Genomic DNA, 21,078 nt, shown 5'->3' with positions numbered 1-21,078 from the left:
CTGCGTTGCGCTCACTTGAATTGGCGACGGCCAGTCCTGCGCTCGCGCGCCTTGCCCACAACGCTTGTGCGAGGGCTGAATGTTACCGAATTAGCCGCGCAGCCCACTAGTGCCTGGCGTGCGAGTGAACGCCGCCTGGCTCAACTGAGCATACCCGACAGCGCTGGAATCGCCGCCGCCAAGGGCCTAACATCAACCCTTCAGCATCTCGATCATTCATGCGGAGCACCAACGATGCAGCAATTGAAGATCTTCCCGCTGGAAGGAGGTATCGGCGCCGAGGTCCGGGGCCTGGACTTGAACCGCGAGATCAGCGACTCGACGCGCGACGCCATGGTGGAAGCCTGGCAGGATGCCGGCATCCTGCTGTTTCGCGGCATCGGCGACAGTCCGGAAAAACAGCTGGCACTGAGCCGCGCATTTGGTGAGCTGGAAGTGCACCCTATCGAGAACATCCGGGTTGAGGGCTATCCGGAGCTCATCTGGCTATCCAACCGCAAGAGCGACGAAACTGCGCCTGTTTACCACTATAACGGGGTCGCCACAGTGGGGCGCATCCCCTGGCATACTGACCTGGTTTACACCACCACCCCCAACCGGGGTGCCTTGCTGCGCATGCTGGAGATGCCTTACACCGGCGGCGAGACAGGCTGGATTGACACCGCGGCGGCTTACGACGCGCTGCCGGAAACCACCAAACAGCGCATCGAACACCTTGAGGCACGTTTCCGGTTCATCGCAGACCCGAGAGAAATGCGCTTCGGACGTCCCAACGTCGAGCGCCATGACGAAACCAATCTGGAGAGAGAAAAAGCCTTTTATCCGCATTTCCCGGACACTGTCCACCCGCTGGTGTGGCGACACCCCGTCAGCGGCCGCAAGGCGCTGTGTGTCAGCCCGCTGCATCTGCGCGAAGCCCTGGGCCTGCCGGCAGAGGAAGGGGATGCACTGCTGCACGAACTGGTCGCCCACGCGACCGACTCACGCTTCAGTTATGTGCACCACTGGCAGCCCAATGACATGGTGTTGTGGGACAATTTGCGCAGCATGCACCACGCCTTTGGCAACCCGCCGGACGTCTCCCGCCTGGTACATCGCACGACGCTGAAGAGCACCGTGGCGATGGGACGACTGATGCAGGCCGAGAGTGCCTGAAGCATCAGTATCTGGCGCGATTCCCGCTCACTCTACCGGCCTGGCGCTGTCCAACAGATCGGTATCACCACTTTGAGAACGTTCATCATTGACCATCTCTTCAATATGCCGATCAGGACTCACGTCCAGCACTGGGTCATTGGGTGGAGCGCCCGCCTTCTGCCGGTTTTCTTTCTCCGCTACGCTCCGCGTCGCCTCGGGGTGCGAACCGACCTGCGGCACGGCGAGTCGCCCACTGACGTCTTCGAGTCGAACCCGGTATAGCGGCTCAGGAAGTGTGAAGCCGCCCTGCTCGATCGCGTCTTTCGCCACCTTTATCGCCAGGCTCCGCATTTTCCCGAAATCACTTATCGTCTGGTCCATCCAGGCCATGAACGTAATCACGATGGTAGAGTCACCAACCGTTTTGATGATGGCATTGGGCCCGGGGTCAGCGATCATGTGTTCGATGCCCCGGATCGCTTCGAGTCCGGTTGCCATCGCCGCAACCGGGTCGTCGGCGGCATCGATTCCCAGATCAAATTCGAAGCGGCGCTCCGGGTTGCGAGTGTAGTTCAGGATAACGGCCTTATAGACCATTGAGTTCGGGATACGGAGGTGATTGCCAGCAAGTGTCATCAAAATCGTTGCGCGGGACGTCAGCCGAACAACCTTGCCTTCATGTTCATTGATCACGACGTGATCGTTCGCTCGGAAAGGCTGACGCAGGCTCAGCATGATGCTGGATATGTAGTTCTCCATGGTGTCACGCACGGCGAAGCCAATGGCCAGACCGAGCAGGCCGGCACCACCCAGAATTGTCCCCATCAGCGTCGTTGCCCCCAGAAGGTTGAGTGCAACCACAAGGCCAAGTATGAGGAAGGCCACCCGCATTGCCTGGGCCATGAGTTCAGCCAGGAAGATATTCGGCGCGACTCGATTCCACAGCGCTCCCCAGTTGGCGAAGCGATGGCCCACAAAGGCAATGCACACGAAGACCAGAGATGACAGCATCATCAGCGGCCAGGCTCTCATCCACAGCTTCAGTTTTGCGGCAAACTGGTCCAGTATCGGGATCACGTTGCCTTCTACGTCGAGGGTTCGTTCGATTTCGTCCTCGACGGTGACGACACCTTCCAGCCGGTTCGCCAACCCCAGAGCCCTCTGCGCCTGCGCATCGTTGGAGACCTGTCCGGACAAGGTAACGACACCCTCTTGTACCGAGACATCGACCTTGGCCAGCGCATCAATCTGCGCGTAGATATCCTCGATACGCTTCTGGATTGTTTGGTCCGCCAGTGCGCGCGGGGCGGCTTCGATCACTGAGGTGGGATCGGCAGCTTGTCCCTCCGCCGGCTGTTCTGCGTGTGCCCCGCTGATGCTCACTGACAAAGTCAACAGGATGAACGCCAGCTGGGATAGCTGCAATCGCGTCACTGTCAGTGGCTCTCGATGGTCGTGATCATCCTTGGATTATAGCCGTGTCTGCCTCGTTTTAGCGAACGCTTGAGCTGCCCTGAACCAAGGCGGGTAGCCGGTGCTTTTGGCAAGCAAGGACTACAAGGTCGTACTGACAGGTCGCAACGAGCCTCGACTCCAATCAGCAGCCAGGCCTGGCTTGACTTCTCGCCCCAGATGGCCAATGCTCGGGGTAAATGGCATAAAATAGGGTGGAAAGTCAATGAAATTACACATTAAACTCGGGCTTGCACTGGCCTGCACTGCCTGGATGGCCAGTAATGGTGCCCAGGCGCAGTCTGTCACAACCACACTGGGCAGTAATTGGGATTTTACTGCAACAGGTGGCACTGACGGTGGCGCTTTTACGGGTAGCTGCGAAAGCTCTCCAGCCTCCCTGCTGAGCGATGCGCAATCGACAGATGGCGATAGCGACATGTACGACAACGCCTGGGGCATCTGGGTGGATGGGGTGCCCCTCTCCGGCGCCATCACCACGTCAGGCTCCACCGCATCGGTAGCGGCGCAGACCCTGTCGGGGTTGAGTGTATCGGCCGATTACCTGTTCTCCGACACTATCGAAGCCTTCCGGCTACTCGCCAATTTCACCAACCCGACCGGGAGTCCCCTCTCGGTGACAGTGGAGGTGCCGGCCAATTTCGGGTCAGACAGCGGCACGGCCCTGGTCAGCACATCCTCGGGTGATACCAGCTTCACCACGGCGGACAACTGGGCGCAGACCTGGGATGGTTCCAGTGAAATCAATACCAGTGTTTTCTACCTGCCCGGTGGGGCCCTTACGCCCTCCGCCTACACCGAAACCGTTTTCGACTGTTCCGGCACTCAGGGCCTCGGGGCCACCTTCCCTCTTACAGTACCGGCCAATTCCACACGTCGGTTGATGTTTTTTGCCGGTATTGCGGAAATCGACGGGACGGGGAGCACGGATACCGCCAACGCCACAGCCAATGCGCAGCAGTTCAATAGCTTCGCAAGCATCGATAGCAGCTTGACAGCGGATCTTTCACCGACGGCCCTGAGCGAGACGGTCAACGTCAGTGGCGCTCTACCGGCACCTCCCACTCCCGTGCCTGCTCTCCCGTTATCTCTTCTGGTGCTGCTGGCGGGCGGCCTTGGTGGGTTCGCGCTTCGCAAGCTCAAATAGACCCTACGTACCCGTATTGTACCTTGTGGCGCGGTCAGGGTTCTTCCAGGAGGGCGCGGCTGCGCGCCAGAACCATGGCGCGTATACCCTCGAAATACTCGTCGCCAGCATGTTCCGGGCGTTCGTGAACCCAGCCGGTGAGCGCCATGCCGCGCAGTAGCATGAAGCGTGGCAGCATGGCTTCGTCTCGTGCCGGTAGTGTCCGGAACTCGCGGTAGCCTGCCAACAGTGCACCTTGCAGTGCGCTGAAATCCTCGGCACAGTGCTCCTCGATGAGCGCCGAGGCCAGATCATAGCCGTGCCAGCCGTAAGCCGAGTCATCAAAGTCGATGACGCCGAGCCGCCCCTGCGGGTCGATCAGCACGTTTTCCGGGTGCAGGTCAGCGTGGATCAGACTGAAGTTTTCCGCATTGGCGCCGTAGCTCTCGAGCATCGCGCGAAGACGTTCCCGTACCGCAAGCAGGAGAGACCGCTCGGCCTGCGTGAGCGCGCCATGCTCCCAGAAGCGTCCCCACCGCGGTTGCTCACCGAGAAGCCCGTCGCTATCAAGGCGCGGCCGCTCGAACCCGGGCGGTTCTTGCCATCCGGCCGCCTGGTTGTGGATGCGGGCTGCGAAACGGCCCAGGTCGCGAAAGATCGCCTGGCGCTCCGCGGCGCCGGCCACGGCCAGCGGGCCGCCGCCCAGAACCTGGCCGGGCAGCCAGCTGACCAGGCTCGCGTACCGTCGCTCACCAGTGGCTTCGATAGTAACCGGTATGAAATGCCGCCCGTCGCGGGCTGCCAGTGCGCGCTGTACCTGGAGTCCTGCTTCCGCGAGCGCGTCGCGCCAGAGTCCCTCTGACTCCAGCTCCCGCAGCGAATTATAGCCAGGCCGGTGCAATCGCAGCACGAAATCGCTGCCATCGGCGGTCGTTACGCGAAAACTGACATTCTCGGATATCGCCGCAGTCCGGATTTGTTGGACCGCAACGGGGAATTCAGCAAGTGCTTGTCGGGCGGCGGGCAGATAAGTTTCAGCCGCCTCTTTATCCGCCATCCAGACCCTCGGTACAGGCATCGAAGACGGCAAGAAAGGCATCGGCGTCGGCGTCGCTGAATACGAGGGGTGGGCGCAGCTTCAACACGTTGTCGAAGGCCCCCGCGTTGCCAAGGAGAACACCGTGGTTCCTGAATCGATTGGCGAGTCTCCTGGCGAGTTCCGGATGCGGGGTTTTTGCTACCGGGTCGCTGACGATCTCGATGCTGACAAACAAGCCGCAGCCTCGCACCTCGCCGATGATTCCCCCGTGATTCCCTCGGTCTTGCAGGGCGCTGAGCAGCCGTCCACCGACGGCGCCCGCATTCGCCACCAGCCCAAGCCGCTCGATCTCGTCCAGTACCGCCATGCCCACGGCTGCCTGCAAAGGCGTCGAAGCAAACGTGTTGAAGTAGTCCGTTTGCCGACGAAAAGTCGCGACGTGATCCCGGCTGGCGGCCGCGGCGGCCAGCGGCAGGCCGTTGCCCATTGGCTTGCCCATCACCACGATATCCGGGCGGAAACCCATGGTCTCATAGCCCCACCAGTGCCCTGTGCGGCCAAAGCCGGACTGTACCTCGTCTGCAATCACGAGTCCGCCTTCCCGGTGTACCAGTTCCGTGGCTGCGGCAAGGAAGCCTGCTGGTACCCGCGGCAGCCCCTCGTTGGCAAAGATAGGGCAGACAATGAATGCCGCCAGGCCGTGGCCCTCACGCTTCAGCGCCGCGATGGCGGCAACGACCCGCTCCAGGTATGCGTCACATAGTTCGGCGTCACCGAGACCATCGGCGAGCGGCCGGTAGCAGTCCGGGTAGGGGAAACCCCGAATCGCGCTGTTCCTGTGTTGCCCCCTCCCGCCCCCGGAGAGCGCCGCCACCAGCCCGGCGTTGCCATGGTAGGCAGCGTCGCTGCAAACGATCCCACGCTGCCCTGTGACGTCGCGCGCCATGGCCAGGGCTACGTCATTGGCCTCGGTGCCGCTGCAGCAAAAGATCACACTCTCGATACCTTCGTGGTGGCGGGCGGCGAGCCGCTCCGCGTAAGTCACGATTCCCTCGTGCAGGTAGCGGCTGTGCACGTTCAGCGTTGCCTGCTGCGTCGCCATGGCATCTGCGACCACCGGGTTGCCATGGCCGACACAGGGCACGTTGTTGTAAAGGTCCAGGAAGCGATTGCCGTCGGGATCGAAGAGATAACAGCCCTGGCCGCGAACGATCTCCACGGGTTCGTCGTAGAACAGCTCGGCTCCCGGCCCGAGGGCGAGGTCGCGCCGCTGTTGCAAGGATGGCTTTGGCATTGATGGGCCCCGGCTGATGGAAGCAGGAATTAACTAATGAATGATCGACTGACGGCGCTCAGACCCCGGCGCAGATCAATTCTGCATGGGAATGCTATCATCCCACCGGAAGCCGATACCACCCATCTGCCAGACACTCTCTCCGAAGGGTCTCGGCCCACGAATATTCAGGTGCAGCGGAGTAATCTTTCCACCGACGCCCTCGATAGTGTCAACACCTGCTGGATCAAGGGGTGGAACCTTCAGTGTCTTGGTCGCCGCTGCAAGCATGCTCTCTCTCACGTCTTCAGCCCGATGCAGCAGAGAAGTGGTGAACAACCCGGCCAGGGCGTTGCAAAAAATCACAAGCGCTATACTGGGATGGAAACTTGATTCCACGTGGACAATTTACGGAAATAAATAGGAAGCTTTACATGCCCAAAGTAGCCATTATCACCGGAGCCAGCTCCGGCATAGGCGCAGCAACTGCCGCAGTGTTCAGTCAGCAGGGTTATCAAGTCGTACTGGCAGGTCGCAACGAAGAGCGGCTCAAATCAGCAGCTGACAACCTTGACGGTGCCATCACTTGGGCGGGCGATCTGACCAATAGCCAGGCCTGCAATAACCTGGTCGAATTTACCATGTCACAGTTTTCCCGCCTGGATGTATTAATCAACTGCGCAGGCGTAATTCACAGGCATACCGCCGAAGACACGTCAGATGAACAGTGGGCAAACACCATGGCGGTGAATCTGGATGCGCCGTTTTTTCTTTCAAGAGCAGCCATTCGGCACATGAAGAAAGCAGGCGGTACCATTTTGAATATTGCCTCTGACTGGGGGTTGCAAGGTGGAGAACTGGCAGCCGCTTACTGTGCCAGCAAGGGTGGTCTGGTATTAATGACCAAAGCCATGGCATTGGATCATGCCAGGGATAAAATTCGTATTAATGCGATTTGCCCGGGTGATGTGGATACTCCCATGTTAAAAGCAGAGTCCGCACAGCGTGGCATCGATTACGAGGTTGCAATGACGCAAAACAATGCTGACAGCCCAACGGGACGCATCACCCTGCCGGAGGAAGTAGCCGCTTTATGCCTGTATCTTGCGTCCGATAGTGCCGCGCAAATTACTGGCACGGCCATTCCCATTGACGGTGGCAATACAGCCTGATCGCCCCGCACGAGAGTCTATCTCGCATTGTTGGACACGGGAGGCCTGCGCCACTTTGAAAGGACAACGCGCGACAAGAAAAGGACAGACGCAGCACAAGCCGAATCTGGCGAAAGCGGGGATTGTTTTGTCCAGCACGAAAGTCCTCTGGCACCGCTATCTGGTAACACCAGTCCAATTTTCCACCCCGGGCTCGCTGTCCTTCGTTGCTCATTGAAGTACACTGAGAAGGTCGTTGACTCACGTCCCGGTCGCTCTGGAGGAGGGGCGGGGTCGCTCAAGCCGTGAAACGCTACCGGATGTGGACAATGGCATGATGATTGACCATCCCGCAGTGCCGGATCGGCAAGGCCCTGCGCGATCTGGCGCGTCTTGGTGAATTCCCCGCCGTATGCCAACAGGGGCACCGCTGCCCGGGTCGTCCGGTCACTGGAACAGGAGCTACGAGCATGACCGACAACAGCACACCCGGCGCCATTCCGGAACGGGAACTGCGCCTCGCCCTGGTGTGCTACGGCGGTGTCTCCCTCGCAGTCTACATGCACGGCATTACCCGGGAAATCCTCAAGCTGGTGCGGGCGTCGCGCGCCTACCATGCGCTGGCCGGGGACGAGGCAGCCAGTGCGCGCTACGAGGACGAGAGCCGGCATCGCGGCGAACTGGACACCGAAGCGGTCTACTTCAAGCTGCTGCAGCAGATTGGCGGCACCGTGCGGCTGCGGGTGCTGGTGGATGTCATCGCCGGCGCCTCCGCCGGCGGCATCAACGGCATCATGCTGGCGCGGGCGCTGGCCTTCGACCTGTCCCTGGATGACCATCGCAAACTGTGGCTGGAGCTGGCCGACGTTGATGAGCTGCTGGATCCCGAGGCGCGGGCCAGTCGCTTGTCGAAGGCCTTCATGCGGCCGCTGTTCTGGCTCGCCGGGTGGCACCAGCGACGGCGGGCGCGCCGCCTGGGCAATGCCAGCAAGGACCCGGAGGTTCTGCACAACCTGTCACTGTTCATGCGCTCGCGCTGGTTCGAGCCCCCCTTTTCCGGCCCGCGCATGAGCGAAATGATGCTCGATGCCCTGGAGGCCATGGGCGAGGAACAGCCGGGCAGCCACGATTCCCTGTTGCCGCCGGGGCAGCCGCTGGAACTATTCGTCACGACGACGGATTTCTGGGGTCAACCACAGACCATTGCGCTGCACGATCCACCCGAGATCACGGAGCGGGAACATCGACACCTGTTCCAGTTCCACCACCACTTCAACCAGGGCGGGGAAAGCAACTCCACCCTGGGGCGCGACCATCTGCCGTCGCTGGCGTTTGCGGCACGCGCCACCAGCAGTTTTCCCGGCGCTTTCCCGCCCACCCGGCTGCCGGAAATGGATGCCCTGCTGCAGCAACGGGGGCGGGACTGGACGGGAAGGGAGGCCTTTATCCGGGACCAGTTCAAGACCGCGCGCCGTGCCGGTGAAACGGCGGAAGATGCCGCCTTTATCGACGGCAGCGTACTGATGAACAAGCCGGTCTCGGTGGCACTCGACGCCGTGCAGCGCCACCCGGCCCATCGCCAGACCGATCGGCGGCTGGTCTACCTGGAGCCCAACCCGGAGGTGGAGCGGGAGATAGACCACGAGATTCCCGGGTTCTTCAAGACTATCCTGGGCGCAATGTCCAACATCCCCAGGCACCAGCCCATTCGCGACGATCTCGAATGGATTGCCCGTTTCAATGAACAGGTGCACCTGCATCGCGAGGTCGCCGACAGCGTCAGGGCCCAGGTCATGGCCAGCATGGGAGCATTACTGGACGCAGAACTGACCGCTGCGCCTGACGCCAGCGCCATCGGCCGCTGGCGCATCGATGCCAATACCCGCGCCGCCGTCGACGCCGGCTATGCCTACGAGGGCTACACCCGGCTCAAGGTGCTGGGACTGCTGGATGAGCTGACGGCACTATTCCAGCACAGCACTCGAGGCCTGAGCCGGGTGGACGCAGTCGCGCGCATGCAGGCCTGGGCGCGGATGAAACGGATCCGCCCCATGGGTGAGACCGCCAGCAGCGCCCGCTATCGCGAGGCTGCCCCCTGGGTGCGTTTCCTGCGCAATTACGATATCCGTCACCGCATGCGCCGGGTGTTACTGCTGATTCGGCGCAGCAATGAACTGTATACCGACCCGGGTACCGCCGGGATTGCGGGGCTGCAGAAACAGCTCGATCGGCTCAAGTTGCGCCTGTACCACCGCGCCGAGCAGCTGCGCGAACACCTGAACTGGCGCAGTCAGGAGTTGCAGCGCTCCGGTGCCACCCTGCAGGGAGACCACCTCAATGCCTTCCTGGTACAGCTGCGGGAGAACCTGGACCTGGTGGAATTCGATGACGCGCTGGACGAAGAGCTTGCGGCCTGGTGTCACGAAGTGGACGACATGATCCTGGTGCGGGAAATCCTCACCGCGTATTTTGGCTTTGCCCAGTACGACGTACTGACCTTCCCCATGACCCGAAGTCAGAACCTGGATGCCCTGGAAGAGATCAAGGTCGATCGCATTGCCGTGGACGACGCCAACACCCTGCGCCAGGGTGGCGCCAGAGAGGTACTGAAGGGCGTGCAGTTCGGCAATTTCGGCGCCTTCTTCTCACGCCGCTTCCGCGAAAACGATTACCTCTGGGGTCGGCTCACTGCCGCCGAGCGGCTGGTGGACATTGTCGGCAGCGCAGTTCCCGAAGCGGTGGCGGCGGGTGTCGACCTCACCGCAATCAAGAAAGCGCTGTTCCTGGCGATCCTCAAGGCAGAGGCACCGCATCTGCAAGAGATCAGTGAGCTGATCACCGAGCTGGAAGCGGACGCCAACGGTCTCTGAGGTGAAGCATCGGGGTCAGGGCGAATACCACACCGGTGAGGTGTAGGCCCGTTCCTGCAGAGTCGCGGGCTGCCCCGCGGCCTCTTCCTCTTCGAGGGCAATCGCATCCAGCAACGAATGTCGCGGGGTCGGAATTTCCAGTACCCGCACATAGTAGAACGCTGTGTGCGCCGGGTTGAAATCGGGATCCTGCCACAGCGCGGCCAACCGGGGCTCGCCAATACTGTTGTCCCAGCTCCCGCTGGCCACATCGACTGTATTGCCCACAGTGGGCAACTGGCCACCTGCGACGCTGCGCTCACCGGACCAGGCCACGTCATGGATGCGCTCATGCGTCGCACCCGCGGCGTCGATCCAGCCCTTTACCACCTGGATCCGGTCCAGGTTGGCGCCCAGCGGGTCACGCGTGGCCTGCACCAGAATTTGCGGGGCCAGGCCCGTCTGTCCCGGCGCCGGCAGCATGCTGCCCATCGGCACGCCGGCCGCCGCCGCCGCGCGCCAGTCTTCGACCCCATCCACCTCGACCACTGGCAGGTTCCAGCCGGCGTAGAGCTGCACACCGATACGCGGGCCGGTGGTGGCATACACTTCACGCCGTCGCAGCGCTTCCAGGATGGATTCGCGGGTATTGGACTCCGCCCACACCGCCGCCAGGCCCGAGGCGGACATCGCCCAGCCGGTTGGGCCCTCACCGCCGTCCCAACGATTGTTCTTGTTCTCGGGAATGGAATCAGTGGCCAGTTTGCCGTGGAAGTTGCGCTCCTCAGCCGACGGCAGGGCAGTGTGTGAGTCGGTCGAGCCGATAAAGCCCAGACGGTAGGGGTTGACCCCGGTTGTCGCCTCCAGGCCCAGGCCCCGCAGCAACGCCGGCCGCAGGTAGTCACCCGGCTGGGGCAGGTAGTCGCTGGTACCCTGCTGGATGTAGTAGGGATAGGTCTCGAAGTCGGCGAAAGGGTCGTCCGGGGACAGCGCGGGATGGGTCTCGGAGTCACCCTTGATCTGGGTAATTTCCGCCACCGGCTCCCAGTAACTGCGCGTCTCCGCCCATTCCGCGCTTGCCGGCTCACCGCGCAGGGTCTGGTCGTCGAACATGAAGCCCTTGGAGATGTTGGAGTTGTGTGGAATGGCGACAAAATCATCCCCGGTCGCAGCGGCGGTCTCCGCCAGCCAGCGCCACAGATCCTCCGGGTAAGGGCTGTCATCCAGGCCGAAGGGCTGGTATTGCTGCGCGCTGCTCGCGTCGCCGTCGGTAACGACAACGCGGTGCAGGTTGGCGCCACCGGGTATGGAGCTCCACTCCCAGCCGATCATCGCGGTAAAGTTGCCGGGATCGTTATAGCGTTCGGCGGCATCGGTGATCTGGCGCCAGGTATCCGCCTCCACCTTGGGCAGGGGCGGGATCATGCTGGAGCCCAGAGGCTCCGCGGCGGCCGCCCTGGGATCCGCATCCGCCTCGGGCAGCACCGACATGAACAGCTCGCTGCCGCGTCCTGCGTCCACCCGACGACGCAGCAGCCAGCCGACGAAGCCGGCTTTCAACTGGTCTACGAAACCAGTTTCCACACCTTCCGAGCCGTTGAAATACAGGTGCCTGATCACCCCGAGGTATTCGGCGTGATCGGAAACCACAAGAAAATCCAGCGGCGTATCTATCTGTACCCGGGCCCTGTGGTAGGGGTGGATGACGGGCAAGCCCCGCGCGTACCGGTAGGCCGTATCCGCATCCGCGAGCAGGTTGTTGTTGGCGAAGGCGTCAGAGGAGAAGGTGGTGTGGAGATGCGTATCGCCCCACAGCAATTGCTTGCCCTGTGCTGCCGCTGTCAGTGGCAGCCACAGCAGCAGCGCCAATAGTGTCCGGTTGTTGTTATTCATCAGATCTGTTTGCTCCCGATCTTGCTGCCTGATTGGTTGGCCCGCAGCGTCTGCGCAAACGAGCAGTTCAATCATACAGACTGAGCGGGGCTATGGCAGCCTGGATGAACGCAATGCGGCGGCGAGTTGCTACCATCCATGGCATTACACGGACAAGGTCGACCCATGCCGGACACCTTCCTGGGGCAACGACCGACTACCCCGATCCAGAGCATGCAGGCCGCGGTACACGGTCGCCTGGTGACCGGCGGCCATCGGCAGTTGCACAACAGCGAAATCAATTGCGGGGGCCTGGGCCGGAACCTGCGCTGGCTGCTGCCCAAGGCTCACAACGCCATTCACCGCCGGGAGCGCACCAAGTCACAGCTGGTGGTCAGGGATTGACCATCCGCCAGGCGAGCCAGATAGTGTTTGCGACCGCCACTGGTTTGTGCCAAGTTCTCCACCCGCAAAAAAAGGCCCCACCCATGGCGAAGCAAAAATACTACGTTGTCTGGACCGGCAAGGCGCCCGGCCTCTACACCAGCTGGCCGGAGGCGGAGCGCCAGGTGAAGGGTTTTCCCGGTGCCCGCTACAAATCGTTCCCGACCCGGGTGGAGGCCGAGGCCGCCTACAGCAAGGGCGCCCCGGCGCGCCCCGCCGCGCGCAAGACAGCAGCAAAAAAGTCCGGGACCGCGATGGCTGCCGGCGCCAGTGCCGAGGTGAATATCTACTGTGATGGCGCCTGTGACCCAAACCCCGGCCAGGCCGGCACCGGTATCGCCATCTACCACCAGGGCGCGTTGGCAGAGCTCTGGCATGGCCTCTACAATCCCGCCGGTACCAACAACACCGCCGAACTGCTGGGCTTGCACCACGCCCTCGAATTTGCCAGGGCGGCCGTTGCCGAGCAGCTCAGTGTCGCCATACACTGCGACTCGAAGTATGCAATCGACTGCATCACCAGCTGGGCCTTCGGCTGGAAAGCGAAGGGCTGGACCCGCAAGGGTGGAGAAATAAAGAACCTGGAACTGATTCAGCGGGCCCATGCGCTCTACCTGGAAATCGCCAACACCGTGCAGGTGCTGCATGTGCGGGGACACGCCGGTATCGAAGGCAACGAGCTGGCGGATCGCATGTCCATGCTGGCGGTGGAGCGCCGGGAGACCGGGCTGGTCCGCTACACCGAGACACTGTCCACGGACGAGTTGCTGGCGATGAGAAAGGGTTGAACAGACAGTGAATCATGTCTGCAAATAAACCGGCTTCGTTGAAACAGGGACCGCACCATGCCAGACCTTTCCACCCTGCGTGTCGCAGTTATCGGCGCCGGGCCGGCAGGAATTGCCAGCGGTCGCGAATTGCTGCGCCAGGGCTTCAGGCACATTACAATTATCGACGCACTCGACGCCCCCGGTGGCACCTGGCGATTGCATTCCTATCCCGGTCTTGCCTGCGATGTCTGGGCTCACTCCTACTCGTTTTCCTATGCCCCCAACCCGGACTGGAGCGCCAGCTTTGTCGACCAGCCGGAAATCCAGGCTTACCTGGCGCGCTGCGCGACGGAATTCGGCCTCGACCCCCACCTGCGCTTGAACACCCGGATCACCAGCGCCACATTTCAGCCAGAGGGTAGCTGGCGCCTGGAAACCGCAAGCGGCGAGGCGCTGGAGTACGATGTGGTGATCAACGCCATGGGCAACCAGCACACACCGCTGTTCCCGGATGTGCCCGGCATGAACCTGTTCCAGGGCGACAGCTGGCACGGCACCCGCTGGAACCACGCGGTCGACCTGACGGGCAAGCGCATCGCCATTGTGGGCTCGGCAGCCAGCGCAGTGCAGATCGTGCCCGAGGTAGCCAGGGTGGCCGGACATCTGACGGTGCTGCAGCGCTCTGCCAACTGGATCATGCCCCGCGGCAAAAAGCCCTACTCCGCCAGGCAGCGGCGCCTTGCCCGCCGTTTTCCGCTGCTGATAACGCTGCTGCGTAAATGGCAGAACGCGCTGATGGGCCAGGTCGAGTACGCGGTCACTCTGGGTCACAAACGCATGGATCAGTTCGAGAACGTGGCGAAGAAATTCATTGCCCGCAGTATCAGCGACCCGGAACTGCGCGAAAAACTGACCCCCGACAGCCGCTACGGCTGCAAGCGGGGCCTGGTGTCCGACGACTTCTACCCCGCCCTGAACCGGGACAATGTGGAACTGGTCGCCGCCGGCTTGCAGGCTGTCACGGCCACCGGGCTGGTTACCACTGACGGTCGCGAGATTGACGTCGACATCATCATCTACTGCACCGGCTACCGGATTCTGGATTTTGACCGGATCACAGTCACCGGCAGCAATGGAACTCGATTGGGTGATGTCATGGCCGACAATCCACGTGCGCACAAGGGAATCTCGGTGCCGGGGTTTCCCAACTATTTTTTCGCGGTGGGCCCCAATGGTCTGGTGCTGAACGTGTCCTACTTCAAGACCGCGGAAAAGAGCGTGGCAACCATTGTCAGGCTGCTACAGGAAATGTGCGCGGCCGGTGCCGGGCGCATGGAGGTAAGAAAAGAAGCCTTCGCGGACTACAACGACTGGATGGCAGGCAGGTTCGAGCGCTTTTCCTGGGGTGCCAGCGACTGCCACAGTTACTATCGCAATGCCGCCGGCCACGCGCCGTTCCTGTTTCCCGGGAATTATCGCGAGTTCTGCAAACTGCACGATGCCAGCGGCCTGCAGGAGTACGATTGCCACTGATTCCAGCCGCTCGACTCCAGCCTGCCACCCAGGCAATCGCACCGGAATCTGCCTGGGAACGTTGCGACAGGGCGCGCAACGAGACCTGTCCCGCCCTATTCCCGCAACCGCACTGGCATCTGCTTGAAGCCGTGGATATTGTTGGAGCGAATGTAAACCGGCTGCCCCGTGCGCTCAATGCCGGCGAAACGACGGAAGAACTCCTCGAAAAAGATCCGCGCCTCCAGCCGCGCCAGGTTGGCGCCCAGGCACAGGTGGATGCCGTGGCCGAAGGCCAGGTGCGGATTGGGATCACGGCTGATATCAAAGCGCATGGGGTCAGCGAAGACCTCCTCGTCGAAGTTGCCTGAACTGTAGAGCATCACTACCCGCTCGCCCGCAGCTATTTTCTGGCCGCGGATCTCGGTGTCGCAGGTAGCGGTGCGCCGGAAGTAGTGCAGCGGGCAGGTCCAGCGCAGCATCTCCTCCACGGCCAGCGGCAACCTGCTGGTGTCTGCCGCCAGTTCCCGATACAGGTCCGGCTGGTGCAGCAACTGGTCCATGCCCGAGCTGATCAGGCCGCGTGTGGTTTCGTTGCCGGCCACTGCCAGTTGCACAAACAGGGAGGCGAACTCCATTTCCGACACCCGGTGCCCGTCGATTTCCTGGTTGACCAGCAAGGACACCAGATCCTCGCCGTCACCATCGCGACGCTCGCTGGCGAGGCTGTAACCGTAGCTGCCCATCTCGATCGAGGCCTGGGTGACCTCCTCCGGGGCACCGCCGAGGTCCGGGTCGGAGCCGGAGGTCTGCAGGTCTGACCAGCGCCGGATCTGCGGCCACATGGATTCGGGAATATCCAGCAGCGAGCAGATCACCGCGGTGGGCAGGTCGCCTGCGAGATCGTCGACGAAGTTGATCTCCTCGCCCACCGGCACCCGGGCCATCGCCGCGCGGGCGATCTCCCGCACTTTCGGTTCCAGCGCCGCCAGACGCCGGGAGGTAAAGCGGGTGATCACCGCGCGGCGAATGGGGCCGTGATTGGGCGGATCCATGCCCAGCAACTGGTTCTGCGCCATTGCCAGAATGTCCGGCGGCAGGTCATCCACCATGACAAAGCCCTGCTGGGCGGAGAAGGTCTTGAAATCCCGGGATACAGCGACAATATCCGCGTGCCTGCTCAGGACCCAGTAGCCACCGCCATCGGGATGCTCGTGCCAGTACACCGGCGCGTGCTCACGCAACCAGGCGAACTGCTCATGGGGAATACCACGGGTATAGCTGTCGGGGCTGTAGACATCGATCTCCATGCTCAGCCCACCAGCACCTGCGGCCGCGGCAGGCCCTGCTGCTCACACATGGCCAGGTAGAACTCCAGGGTCAGGGCACCGTCAACCACCGAGGTGATATTGCCCTGGGCGTCCAGGTTGATGTTGGAACCGGTCATATGGAACCAGACCCGGGTGTCGTCCTCGATACACTGCAGCGTGTGCTCGGAGCCCGCGGGTTCGTACAGGAAGGAACCGGCCCGGTTCACGTAATCGTATTCCTTGTACTTCCAGGCACCGGAGGTAGTAAAGCCGTACACCGGCCCCGTGTGGCGGTGGGTTTCCACTTCATAGCCCGCCTGGAAAATGTTCTCGATGACCCAGATGCCCTCATCGGGCTTCACCTGCAGCACCTTCAGCAGGCTGCCGTCGCCGATGTCCACGAAAGGCAGTTCCTCCTGCCCGATATGTATCGCCAATGCGCTGTGCACGTTCACTTGCTCTCCTTGTAATCGACCTCAGGCCACGCCGTAGCGGTCGAAGTTGCCAAAAAAACAGTACTCGAACAGACCGTAACCCACTTCGCCGGAACTGAGTTCGAAGCGGGCGGCGTTATCTACCAGACCAAACATGCGCTCCTTGTCCTGCTCCAGATCCAGGCTGAAGTGTTCCACCACTTCCTTGCCCTTGTACATGCCATGCTTCCAGTCCGGCTCCAGGCCGTAACCGGTGCCGACCATCACCCAGACATGGGTCAGGGGCGTCACCGCCACCTCCAGCGGGCCACCGGGGGCCTCGGGGAAGCGAATCACCGAGCGGTCGATGAAGGACTGGTAGGGCTTGGCCACCACCAGGTGATGGTCGTGCTCCGGGCGCCCCAGCCACTCGGTCTCCCGCGCCGGATCCTTCCACACTCTAACCGCATCCTCCAGCACCCGCTGGCCATCGTTGTGCTCATTGACGATATACAGGATGGAGAAGTCGTCGAACTGCATCGGCGCGTAGTTCCACATGCCCTCCATGATGGGCGTGCCCGCATGCACGCCGGGGGGCTCGAACTCGCCCACCGGGCGGATACCCCAGGAACGATCACGGCTGCCCTTCCAGCGGTCCGGGGTCACCTCGAAGGTCTCCTCGCCAATGCGCAGCTTACCTGTCCAGCAACCGGTCTGAGCGAAGCGCATGCTGTCGAACAGCACCCGGCCGTGCTTGCGGACATAGTGCCGCGGCTCCTGGTAGGCGGGAATCGCACCCTCCCAGGTGACATCCATGGCCAGCGGCTGCCCGGGCCGCTCCTCGACGATAAATCGCACCTTCTCCAGGCCCTTGATCACCTCGATGCGGATGGGGCCGACCGACGTATCCATGCGGTCGTGCCCCAGCTCGCGGGAACCTCGCACGACGTGATGCTGGTCGCCCCGGCGCACCACCACGAAAGCGTCCTGCACATCCAGGGTCGGGTACTGGCCCATACCCATGACCATGAACAGCTCGTCACTGGACGCGTGCAGGTTGAAGTAGTAGCGGTCGTAGAAATTGCGATCCGAGGTACCGACGAAACGCATCAGATCCGCAATCTGGTGTAGCGGATAGTCGTCCATTTGTGACAGCATGGCGCACTCCAGACTAATGGTTGTTAGCCGAGGATACCGTACCTTGTGCGAATGCGACACAATAGCCGCAAAATTTACCGCAGACACGCCGCCAGGAGTACGCCATGAGAGACGTTGCAGAACAGTGCCTGCGCTTGCTGCTGGGAGTGTCCCTGTTGCTCGCCCTCAGCACCGCCCAGGCCAACGCACCGCTCGCGGCAGGCCAGCCGTTGCCACCGCTGCTGATCGAAGACCAGGGAGAATTGCTGCTTGAGAATGGGCGCCGCCACTTCCAGCCCTGGCACTCGGACAGCGGCCTGGGGCAGCCGCAGGTTATCCAGTACATGGCCGCGCGCATCTCCACCAGCAAACTCAATGAGCCCCTGACCGATGCCCTCCAGGCGGCTGGATTCCCACCGGGTCAGCTGCGGGTCACCACGATCCTGAACCTGGCGGATGCGGCCTGGGGCACGCGGGGATTCGTGCTGGGGGAGCTGGAGAGCAACAAGAAGAAGCACCCGGACGCGGTGCTGGTGGCGGATGAAGCGGGTGCCGGACTCAGCCATTGGCAGTTGGCGGAAAAAAATTCCGCCATCGCGGTGATCGCCCCGGATGGCGCCATCGCCCTGTTTCATGAAGGGCCATTGGACAAGGCCGGCATCGACCAGGTGCTGACCATGATTCAGGGCTGGATCGATACACAGCAGACCGGGTCCCTGCCGTGAGCATAATCAAATCAGTGGCCATCATATCCGCTACAGCCTTACTGCTGCTGGTCGCGGGCCTGACAGTCTGGGGACATTTCGGTCAGGGCACCCTGGTCCCGGCTCCCAATACGCCGCACCATCCCGGGGCCAATCGCGTGGTGATGGTGTTTGGCGCCACCGGCACCGTCGGCGATGGCCTGCTCAAGGCCGCCATGGAAGCACCGGAAGTGGACAGGGTTCACGTGGTCGCCCGGCGCTCATCACCCCGCATTGATGCCGGCGTTGCCGCGGGCAAGGTCGAGATGCACCTGCACCGGGACTTCACCGACTATGGCGCGCTCGCACCAGTACTGAGCGAAGTCAGCACGGTACTCTGGGGCCTCGGTACCTCGTCATTCAATGTCGATGATGCCGCCTATACCCGCATTCATGTCGATTTCCCCGTTGCCTTCGTGACCGCCTGGCTGGGGGCTGAACCGCGGGGACCGCTGTCATTCCACTACGTTACCGGCATGGGCACGGACCCGGACGGCAGCGCTCACTGGGCCCGTGAAAAGGGCCGCGCCGAGCGCGAGTTGGCAGCGCTGGCGGAGAACACGGCCCTGCGCACATTCAGCTACCGCTCGGCATTCGTGCGACCCACCAGTGAACAGGCAAACCTGCCGCACTACCTGCTGGAACTGCTGCTGCGACCGGGCCGACTGGTGATAACGGCTACCGAACTGGGCCGGGCGATGCTGGTTATAGGCGCCCGCACTGAAGAGCTGGAAAACGGCGCTCTGATCGACAACGCCGACAGCCTCGCCTATGCGAAGCTGTACGACGGAAGCTGAACGCAGTGTCCGCTTGCAGGCCGCACCGACAACACAGGGACTCGCCGCAGTGCGGCTGACATCACTCTCGAGTATCCCGGCTACGGGCCCCGCCCCGGTCGCCCGACAGAGCAGAGCCTGCGCGGTGCTGCCCTCCAGGCGATGGACCTGCTGCAGGCACAGCGCCCCGGGCCGGTACTGTTACCGGGGGAGTCGCTGGGGAGTCGCTGGGGAGTGGGGCCGCTGCTGCACTGGAGCCAGCCCGACGCCGGCCACAGCACCCTGGACATCAACCCGCACTCCGCCGGCTGGCGCGAAGTCGACCGGTTCCCGGCCGGGGTTTAAGCAGTTTTGGGGTCAAGTCGAGCTTCGGGGTCAGGTCTCGATTCGCTCCAGACGCGGATCACTGCCGCCGAGCAGGGTCCTGATCACCGCCTCGAAGAAGGGTACGTTGACTTCCGCATTGACCTCGGGTGAATGGATGAAGTTCGGCGCCGTGTTGATCTCGATCAGTTTCACCGTGCCATCCCGGCAGAGGAGGGTATCGACACCCAGTACCAGATAGGTGTCGCGATCGGAAGCATGCAGGCATTCCGCCAGCGCCGGTACCAACTCCTGCGCAAGCCGCCCCAGGGCCGGCAGGAAACGACGAAAGGTCGCGTTGCCCAGCCCCGGCGCGACCCTGACCGCTCCATCGGCCTTCTCGTAGCCACGATGGTCGATTTGTACGGCGTAATCCGTGCTGTCAGGCTCGTAATCGCGACCATGGGTAACGGTAAAACCGTTGTGGTAGAAGTACAAGTCGCCCGCCCAGATGAGGAGATAGATGCGGGTGGTAAATTTGCGTCCGGTGTTGAGCTCGATGTCCCGCACTCCGGCCTGAAGAATGAAGTCCTTTGGCAGCACCTGTTGTTCCAGATCGCCGTGCGAGACACAGAACATGCCCTTGCCGCCGGTGCCGTAAATGGATTTGAAATACCAGACTGTCGTGTCATCGGGATGCGCCGCCAGGGCGGCGGCAATCGAGCCATAGGTCGGAGGCGCCAGGTGGGTCAGACCCCGCTCCCGCAGCAGCTTCGCCAGATCGCCCTTGTGAGCCAACGGATTGCTGATACGCCGGTCCAGCAGGCGGATCACCCTCTGCCCCGCAACCAGGCCTTCTGCCGGCAGCATGTTGTTGCCGTAAGTATCCCAGTACGTGAAACAGACCGGCTCTTCCAGCGCGGCGATATCCACTTCCAGGGACTCTAGTGCGGCAGCAAAAATGGCAGAGGCGCGGTTGATTCTGGTGCTGAAGTGGTCACTGACTGTGCCCTTGGCCTCCATCGCGGGAGGCGGCGCCAGACCTGCACCCTGTGCCCGGTCGCTGTCGGCAACCGCGGCAAACGTTTGTCGCTCGCGCATGGGGCGCGCATGGAACCAGATATTGAAGGCCCACTTCTCCCCCCGGAGCACCGGGGTGCCGGCGTGCAGGCTGCGTGGATGCGGCACGCCCACGTCGTCGCCCGTATTGTGAAAAATCACCATCCGGCCCGGCGCAGCGGCAACACTCACGTCCAGGCGTGGAAAGGACGTGGCCCCGCCCTCCTCGATTGTGTTCAGATACACCAGCGCCGTCACCAGACGCTGACCACCGTAGGCGCAGCAGCGCTGGCCCCGCGCTGTTGCCAGGTCATAGGCATCGTAGTGGGCCCGATATTCCTGCGCGGGGCCGTAGTGGATGACCTGCATCGCCTCCGCGTGAGACAGGGGGATGCCCACGATTCCGGCAATCCGCTGCCCGATCCGGGCGATGACATCGTCGCTGTCGTAGCTGATCCAGCAATTGCTGCCCGAACGCCCCTCGGTGATCGTGTAGGAGTCATCAAGCGACACCTTGGCCCGCTGCATGCGGCTTCCGGCCAAGGTGATGACATGGGCCATTTCCTCCTCCGTGAGAACCTGCTCCATCACCGCCACCATGGGATCTTCGGCCATGACCAGAGTCCCGGCGTAGGCGTGCTTCCGCTGTACTGATTGCATCTGTCCGCTTGTTCGTGAAGGGTTGGGGTCA

19 protein-coding genes are annotated in these 21,078 nt (G+C 62.3%); 10 read left to right on the top strand and 9 right to left on the bottom strand.

The window, feature by feature from the left end; all coding sequences use genetic code 11:
* Positions 1-234 precede the first annotated feature (234 nt).
* Positions 235-1,155: a TauD/TfdA dioxygenase family protein gene (locus RLO07_RS10155; protein WP_462292026.1), complete on the top strand. Its 921-nt coding sequence runs from the start codon at positions 235-237 to the stop codon at positions 1,153-1,155.
* Positions 1,156-1,182: 27 nt separating this feature from the next.
* Here RLO07_RS10155 and RLO07_RS10150 read toward each other — a convergent pair whose 3' ends face one another.
* Complete coding sequence (locus RLO07_RS10150) at positions 1,183-2,571, bottom strand: mechanosensitive ion channel domain-containing protein (RefSeq protein ID WP_462292025.1); 1,389 nt, start codon at positions 2,569-2,571, stop codon at positions 1,183-1,185.
* A 244-nt stretch (positions 2,572-2,815) separates the two neighbouring features.
* Here RLO07_RS10150 and RLO07_RS10145 point away from each other — a divergent pair, with 244 nt between their 5' ends.
* Positions 2,816-3,757, top strand: coding sequence for a hypothetical protein (locus RLO07_RS10145; protein ID WP_462292024.1), 942 nt, complete (start codon positions 2,816-2,818; stop codon positions 3,755-3,757).
* A 34-nt stretch (positions 3,758-3,791) separates the two neighbouring features.
* On the opposite strand, the gene RLO07_RS10140 is transcribed toward RLO07_RS10145, so the two are convergent.
* The 3 genes from RLO07_RS10140 to RLO07_RS10130 form a co-directional block, all read right to left on the bottom strand.
* Positions 3,792-4,793 (bottom strand): phosphotransferase enzyme family protein, encoded by a 1,002-nt coding sequence (locus tag RLO07_RS10140; protein ID WP_462292023.1) that lies wholly within the window; start codon positions 4,791-4,793, stop codon positions 3,792-3,794.
* Entirely contained in the window at positions 4,783-6,069 is a 1,287-nt protein-coding gene (locus tag RLO07_RS10135) for an aspartate aminotransferase family protein (protein WP_462292022.1), read from the bottom strand. The genes RLO07_RS10140 and RLO07_RS10135 overlap by 11 nt, the downstream gene beginning before the upstream one ends.
* A gap of 75 nt (positions 6,070-6,144) precedes the next feature.
* Positions 6,145-6,447 (bottom strand): hypothetical protein, encoded by a 303-nt coding sequence (locus tag RLO07_RS10130; protein WP_462292021.1) that lies wholly within the window; start codon positions 6,445-6,447, stop codon positions 6,145-6,147.
* A gap of 35 nt (positions 6,448-6,482) precedes the next feature.
* Between RLO07_RS10130 and RLO07_RS10125 the strand changes: the two genes are divergently transcribed.
* On the top strand, positions 6,483-7,220 hold the full coding sequence (locus tag RLO07_RS10125) for an SDR family NAD(P)-dependent oxidoreductase (RefSeq protein WP_462292020.1): 738 nt from the start codon (positions 6,483-6,485) through the stop codon (positions 7,218-7,220).
* 449 nt (positions 7,221-7,669) lie between these two features.
* Complete coding sequence (locus RLO07_RS10120) at positions 7,670-10,069, top strand: patatin-like protein (RefSeq protein ID WP_462292019.1); 2,400 nt, start codon at positions 7,670-7,672, stop codon at positions 10,067-10,069.
* A 15-nt stretch (positions 10,070-10,084) separates the two neighbouring features.
* On the opposite strand, the gene RLO07_RS10115 is transcribed toward RLO07_RS10120, so the two are convergent.
* The gene (locus tag RLO07_RS10115; protein WP_462292018.1) at positions 10,085-11,941 is read right to left on the bottom strand and encodes a DUF3604 domain-containing protein; all 1,857 of its coding nucleotides are present in this window, start codon (positions 11,939-11,941) and stop codon (positions 10,085-10,087) included.
* A gap of 165 nt (positions 11,942-12,106) precedes the next feature.
* On the opposite strand from RLO07_RS10115, the gene RLO07_RS10110 reads away from it, so the two are divergent.
* From RLO07_RS10110 to RLO07_RS10100, 3 genes are all read left to right on the top strand, one after another.
* A complete protein-coding gene (locus RLO07_RS10110; RefSeq protein WP_462292017.1) occupies positions 12,107-12,325 on the top strand; it encodes a hypothetical protein in 219 nt (72 codons plus the stop codon).
* Positions 12,326-12,408: 83 nt separating this feature from the next.
* Entirely contained in the window at positions 12,409-13,152 is a 744-nt protein-coding gene (locus tag RLO07_RS10105) for a ribonuclease H1 domain-containing protein (protein WP_462292016.1), read from the top strand.
* A 57-nt stretch (positions 13,153-13,209) separates the two neighbouring features.
* Positions 13,210-14,667 (top strand): flavin-containing monooxygenase, encoded by a 1,458-nt coding sequence (locus RLO07_RS10100; RefSeq protein WP_462292015.1) that lies wholly within the window; start codon positions 13,210-13,212, stop codon positions 14,665-14,667.
* A gap of 95 nt (positions 14,668-14,762) precedes the next feature.
* On the opposite strand, the gene RLO07_RS10095 is transcribed toward RLO07_RS10100, so the two are convergent.
* The 3 genes from RLO07_RS10095 to RLO07_RS10085 are packed head-to-tail and all read right to left on the bottom strand — an operon-like array spanning position 14,763 to position 17,527.
* The gene (locus RLO07_RS10095; RefSeq protein WP_462292014.1) at positions 14,763-15,956 is read right to left on the bottom strand and encodes a cytochrome P450; all 1,194 of its coding nucleotides are present in this window, start codon (positions 15,954-15,956) and stop codon (positions 14,763-14,765) included.
* A gap of 2 nt (positions 15,957-15,958) precedes the next feature.
* The gene (locus tag RLO07_RS10090; RefSeq protein WP_462292013.1) at positions 15,959-16,411 is read right to left on the bottom strand and encodes a 2,4'-dihydroxyacetophenone dioxygenase family protein; all 453 of its coding nucleotides are present in this window, start codon (positions 16,409-16,411) and stop codon (positions 15,959-15,961) included.
* Between the two features lie 21 nt (positions 16,412-16,432).
* Complete coding sequence (locus RLO07_RS10085; protein WP_462292012.1) at positions 16,433-17,527, bottom strand: hypothetical protein; 1,095 nt, start codon at positions 17,525-17,527, stop codon at positions 16,433-16,435.
* Between the two features lie 104 nt (positions 17,528-17,631).
* Between RLO07_RS10085 and RLO07_RS10080 the strand changes: the two genes are divergently transcribed.
* The 3 genes from RLO07_RS10080 (at position 17,632) to RLO07_RS10070 (ending at position 19,370) form a co-directional block, all read left to right on the top strand.
* A complete protein-coding gene (locus tag RLO07_RS10080) occupies positions 17,632-18,231 on the top strand; it encodes a YtfJ family protein (RefSeq protein WP_462292011.1) in 600 nt (199 codons plus the stop codon).
* Positions 18,228-19,046: a Rossmann-fold NAD(P)-binding domain-containing protein gene (locus tag RLO07_RS10075; RefSeq protein WP_462292010.1), complete on the top strand. Its 819-nt coding sequence runs from the start codon at positions 18,228-18,230 to the stop codon at positions 19,044-19,046. The genes RLO07_RS10080 and RLO07_RS10075 overlap by 4 nt, the downstream gene beginning before the upstream one ends.
* Positions 19,047-19,187: 141 nt before the next feature.
* Positions 19,188-19,370 (top strand): hypothetical protein, encoded by a 183-nt coding sequence (locus RLO07_RS10070; protein ID WP_462292009.1) that lies wholly within the window; start codon positions 19,188-19,190, stop codon positions 19,368-19,370.
* A 30-nt stretch (positions 19,371-19,400) separates the two neighbouring features.
* Here the strand turns inward: RLO07_RS10070 and RLO07_RS10065 are convergent, their stop codons facing one another.
* Positions 19,401-21,047, bottom strand: coding sequence for a prolyl hydroxylase family protein (locus tag RLO07_RS10065; RefSeq protein WP_462292008.1), 1,647 nt, complete (start codon positions 21,045-21,047; stop codon positions 19,401-19,403).
* Positions 21,048-21,078: the final 31 nt, after the last annotated feature.

This window comes from Haliea sp. (assembly GCF_040221975.1).
Lineage (GTDB): Bacteria > Pseudomonadota > Gammaproteobacteria > Pseudomonadales > Halieaceae > Haliea.
The sequence above is the reverse complement of the archived record's forward strand: the minus strand, read 5'-3'. Positions and strand labels throughout refer to the sequence as shown.

Coding starts and splice junctions, on each gene's coding strand:
- RLO07_RS10155 (WP_462292026.1), top strand. CDS start 235: ATGCAGCAATTGAAGATCTTCCCGCTGGAAGGAGGTATCGGCGCCGAG.
- RLO07_RS10145 (WP_462292024.1), top strand. CDS start 2,816: ATGAAATTACACATTAAACTCGGGCTTGCACTGGCCTGCACTGCCTGG.
- RLO07_RS10140 (WP_462292023.1), bottom strand. CDS start 4,793: ATGGCGGATAAAGAGGCGGCTGAAACTTATCTGCCCGCCGCCCGACAA.
- RLO07_RS10135 (WP_462292022.1), bottom strand. CDS start 6,069: ATGCCAAAGCCATCCTTGCAACAGCGGCGCGACCTCGCCCTCGGGCCG.
- RLO07_RS10125 (WP_462292020.1), top strand. CDS start 6,483: ATGCCCAAAGTAGCCATTATCACCGGAGCCAGCTCCGGCATAGGCGCA.
- RLO07_RS10120 (WP_462292019.1), top strand. CDS start 7,670: ATGACCGACAACAGCACACCCGGCGCCATTCCGGAACGGGAACTGCGC.
- RLO07_RS10115 (WP_462292018.1), bottom strand. CDS start 11,941: ATGAATAACAACAACCGGACACTATTGGCGCTGCTGCTGTGGCTGCCA.
- RLO07_RS10110 (WP_462292017.1), top strand. CDS start 12,107: ATGCCGGACACCTTCCTGGGGCAACGACCGACTACCCCGATCCAGAGC.
- RLO07_RS10105 (WP_462292016.1), top strand. CDS start 12,409: ATGGCGAAGCAAAAATACTACGTTGTCTGGACCGGCAAGGCGCCCGGC.
- RLO07_RS10100 (WP_462292015.1), top strand. CDS start 13,210: ATGCCAGACCTTTCCACCCTGCGTGTCGCAGTTATCGGCGCCGGGCCG.
- RLO07_RS10095 (WP_462292014.1), bottom strand. CDS start 15,956: ATGGAGATCGATGTCTACAGCCCCGACAGCTATACCCGTGGTATTCCC.
- RLO07_RS10085 (WP_462292012.1), bottom strand. CDS start 17,527: ATGCTGTCACAAATGGACGACTATCCGCTACACCAGATTGCGGATCTG.
- RLO07_RS10080 (WP_462292011.1), top strand. CDS start 17,632: ATGAGAGACGTTGCAGAACAGTGCCTGCGCTTGCTGCTGGGAGTGTCC.
- RLO07_RS10070 (WP_462292009.1), top strand. CDS start 19,188: ATGGACCTGCTGCAGGCACAGCGCCCCGGGCCGGTACTGTTACCGGGG.
- RLO07_RS10065 (WP_462292008.1), bottom strand. CDS start 21,047: ATGCAATCAGTACAGCGGAAGCACGCCTACGCCGGGACTCTGGTCATG.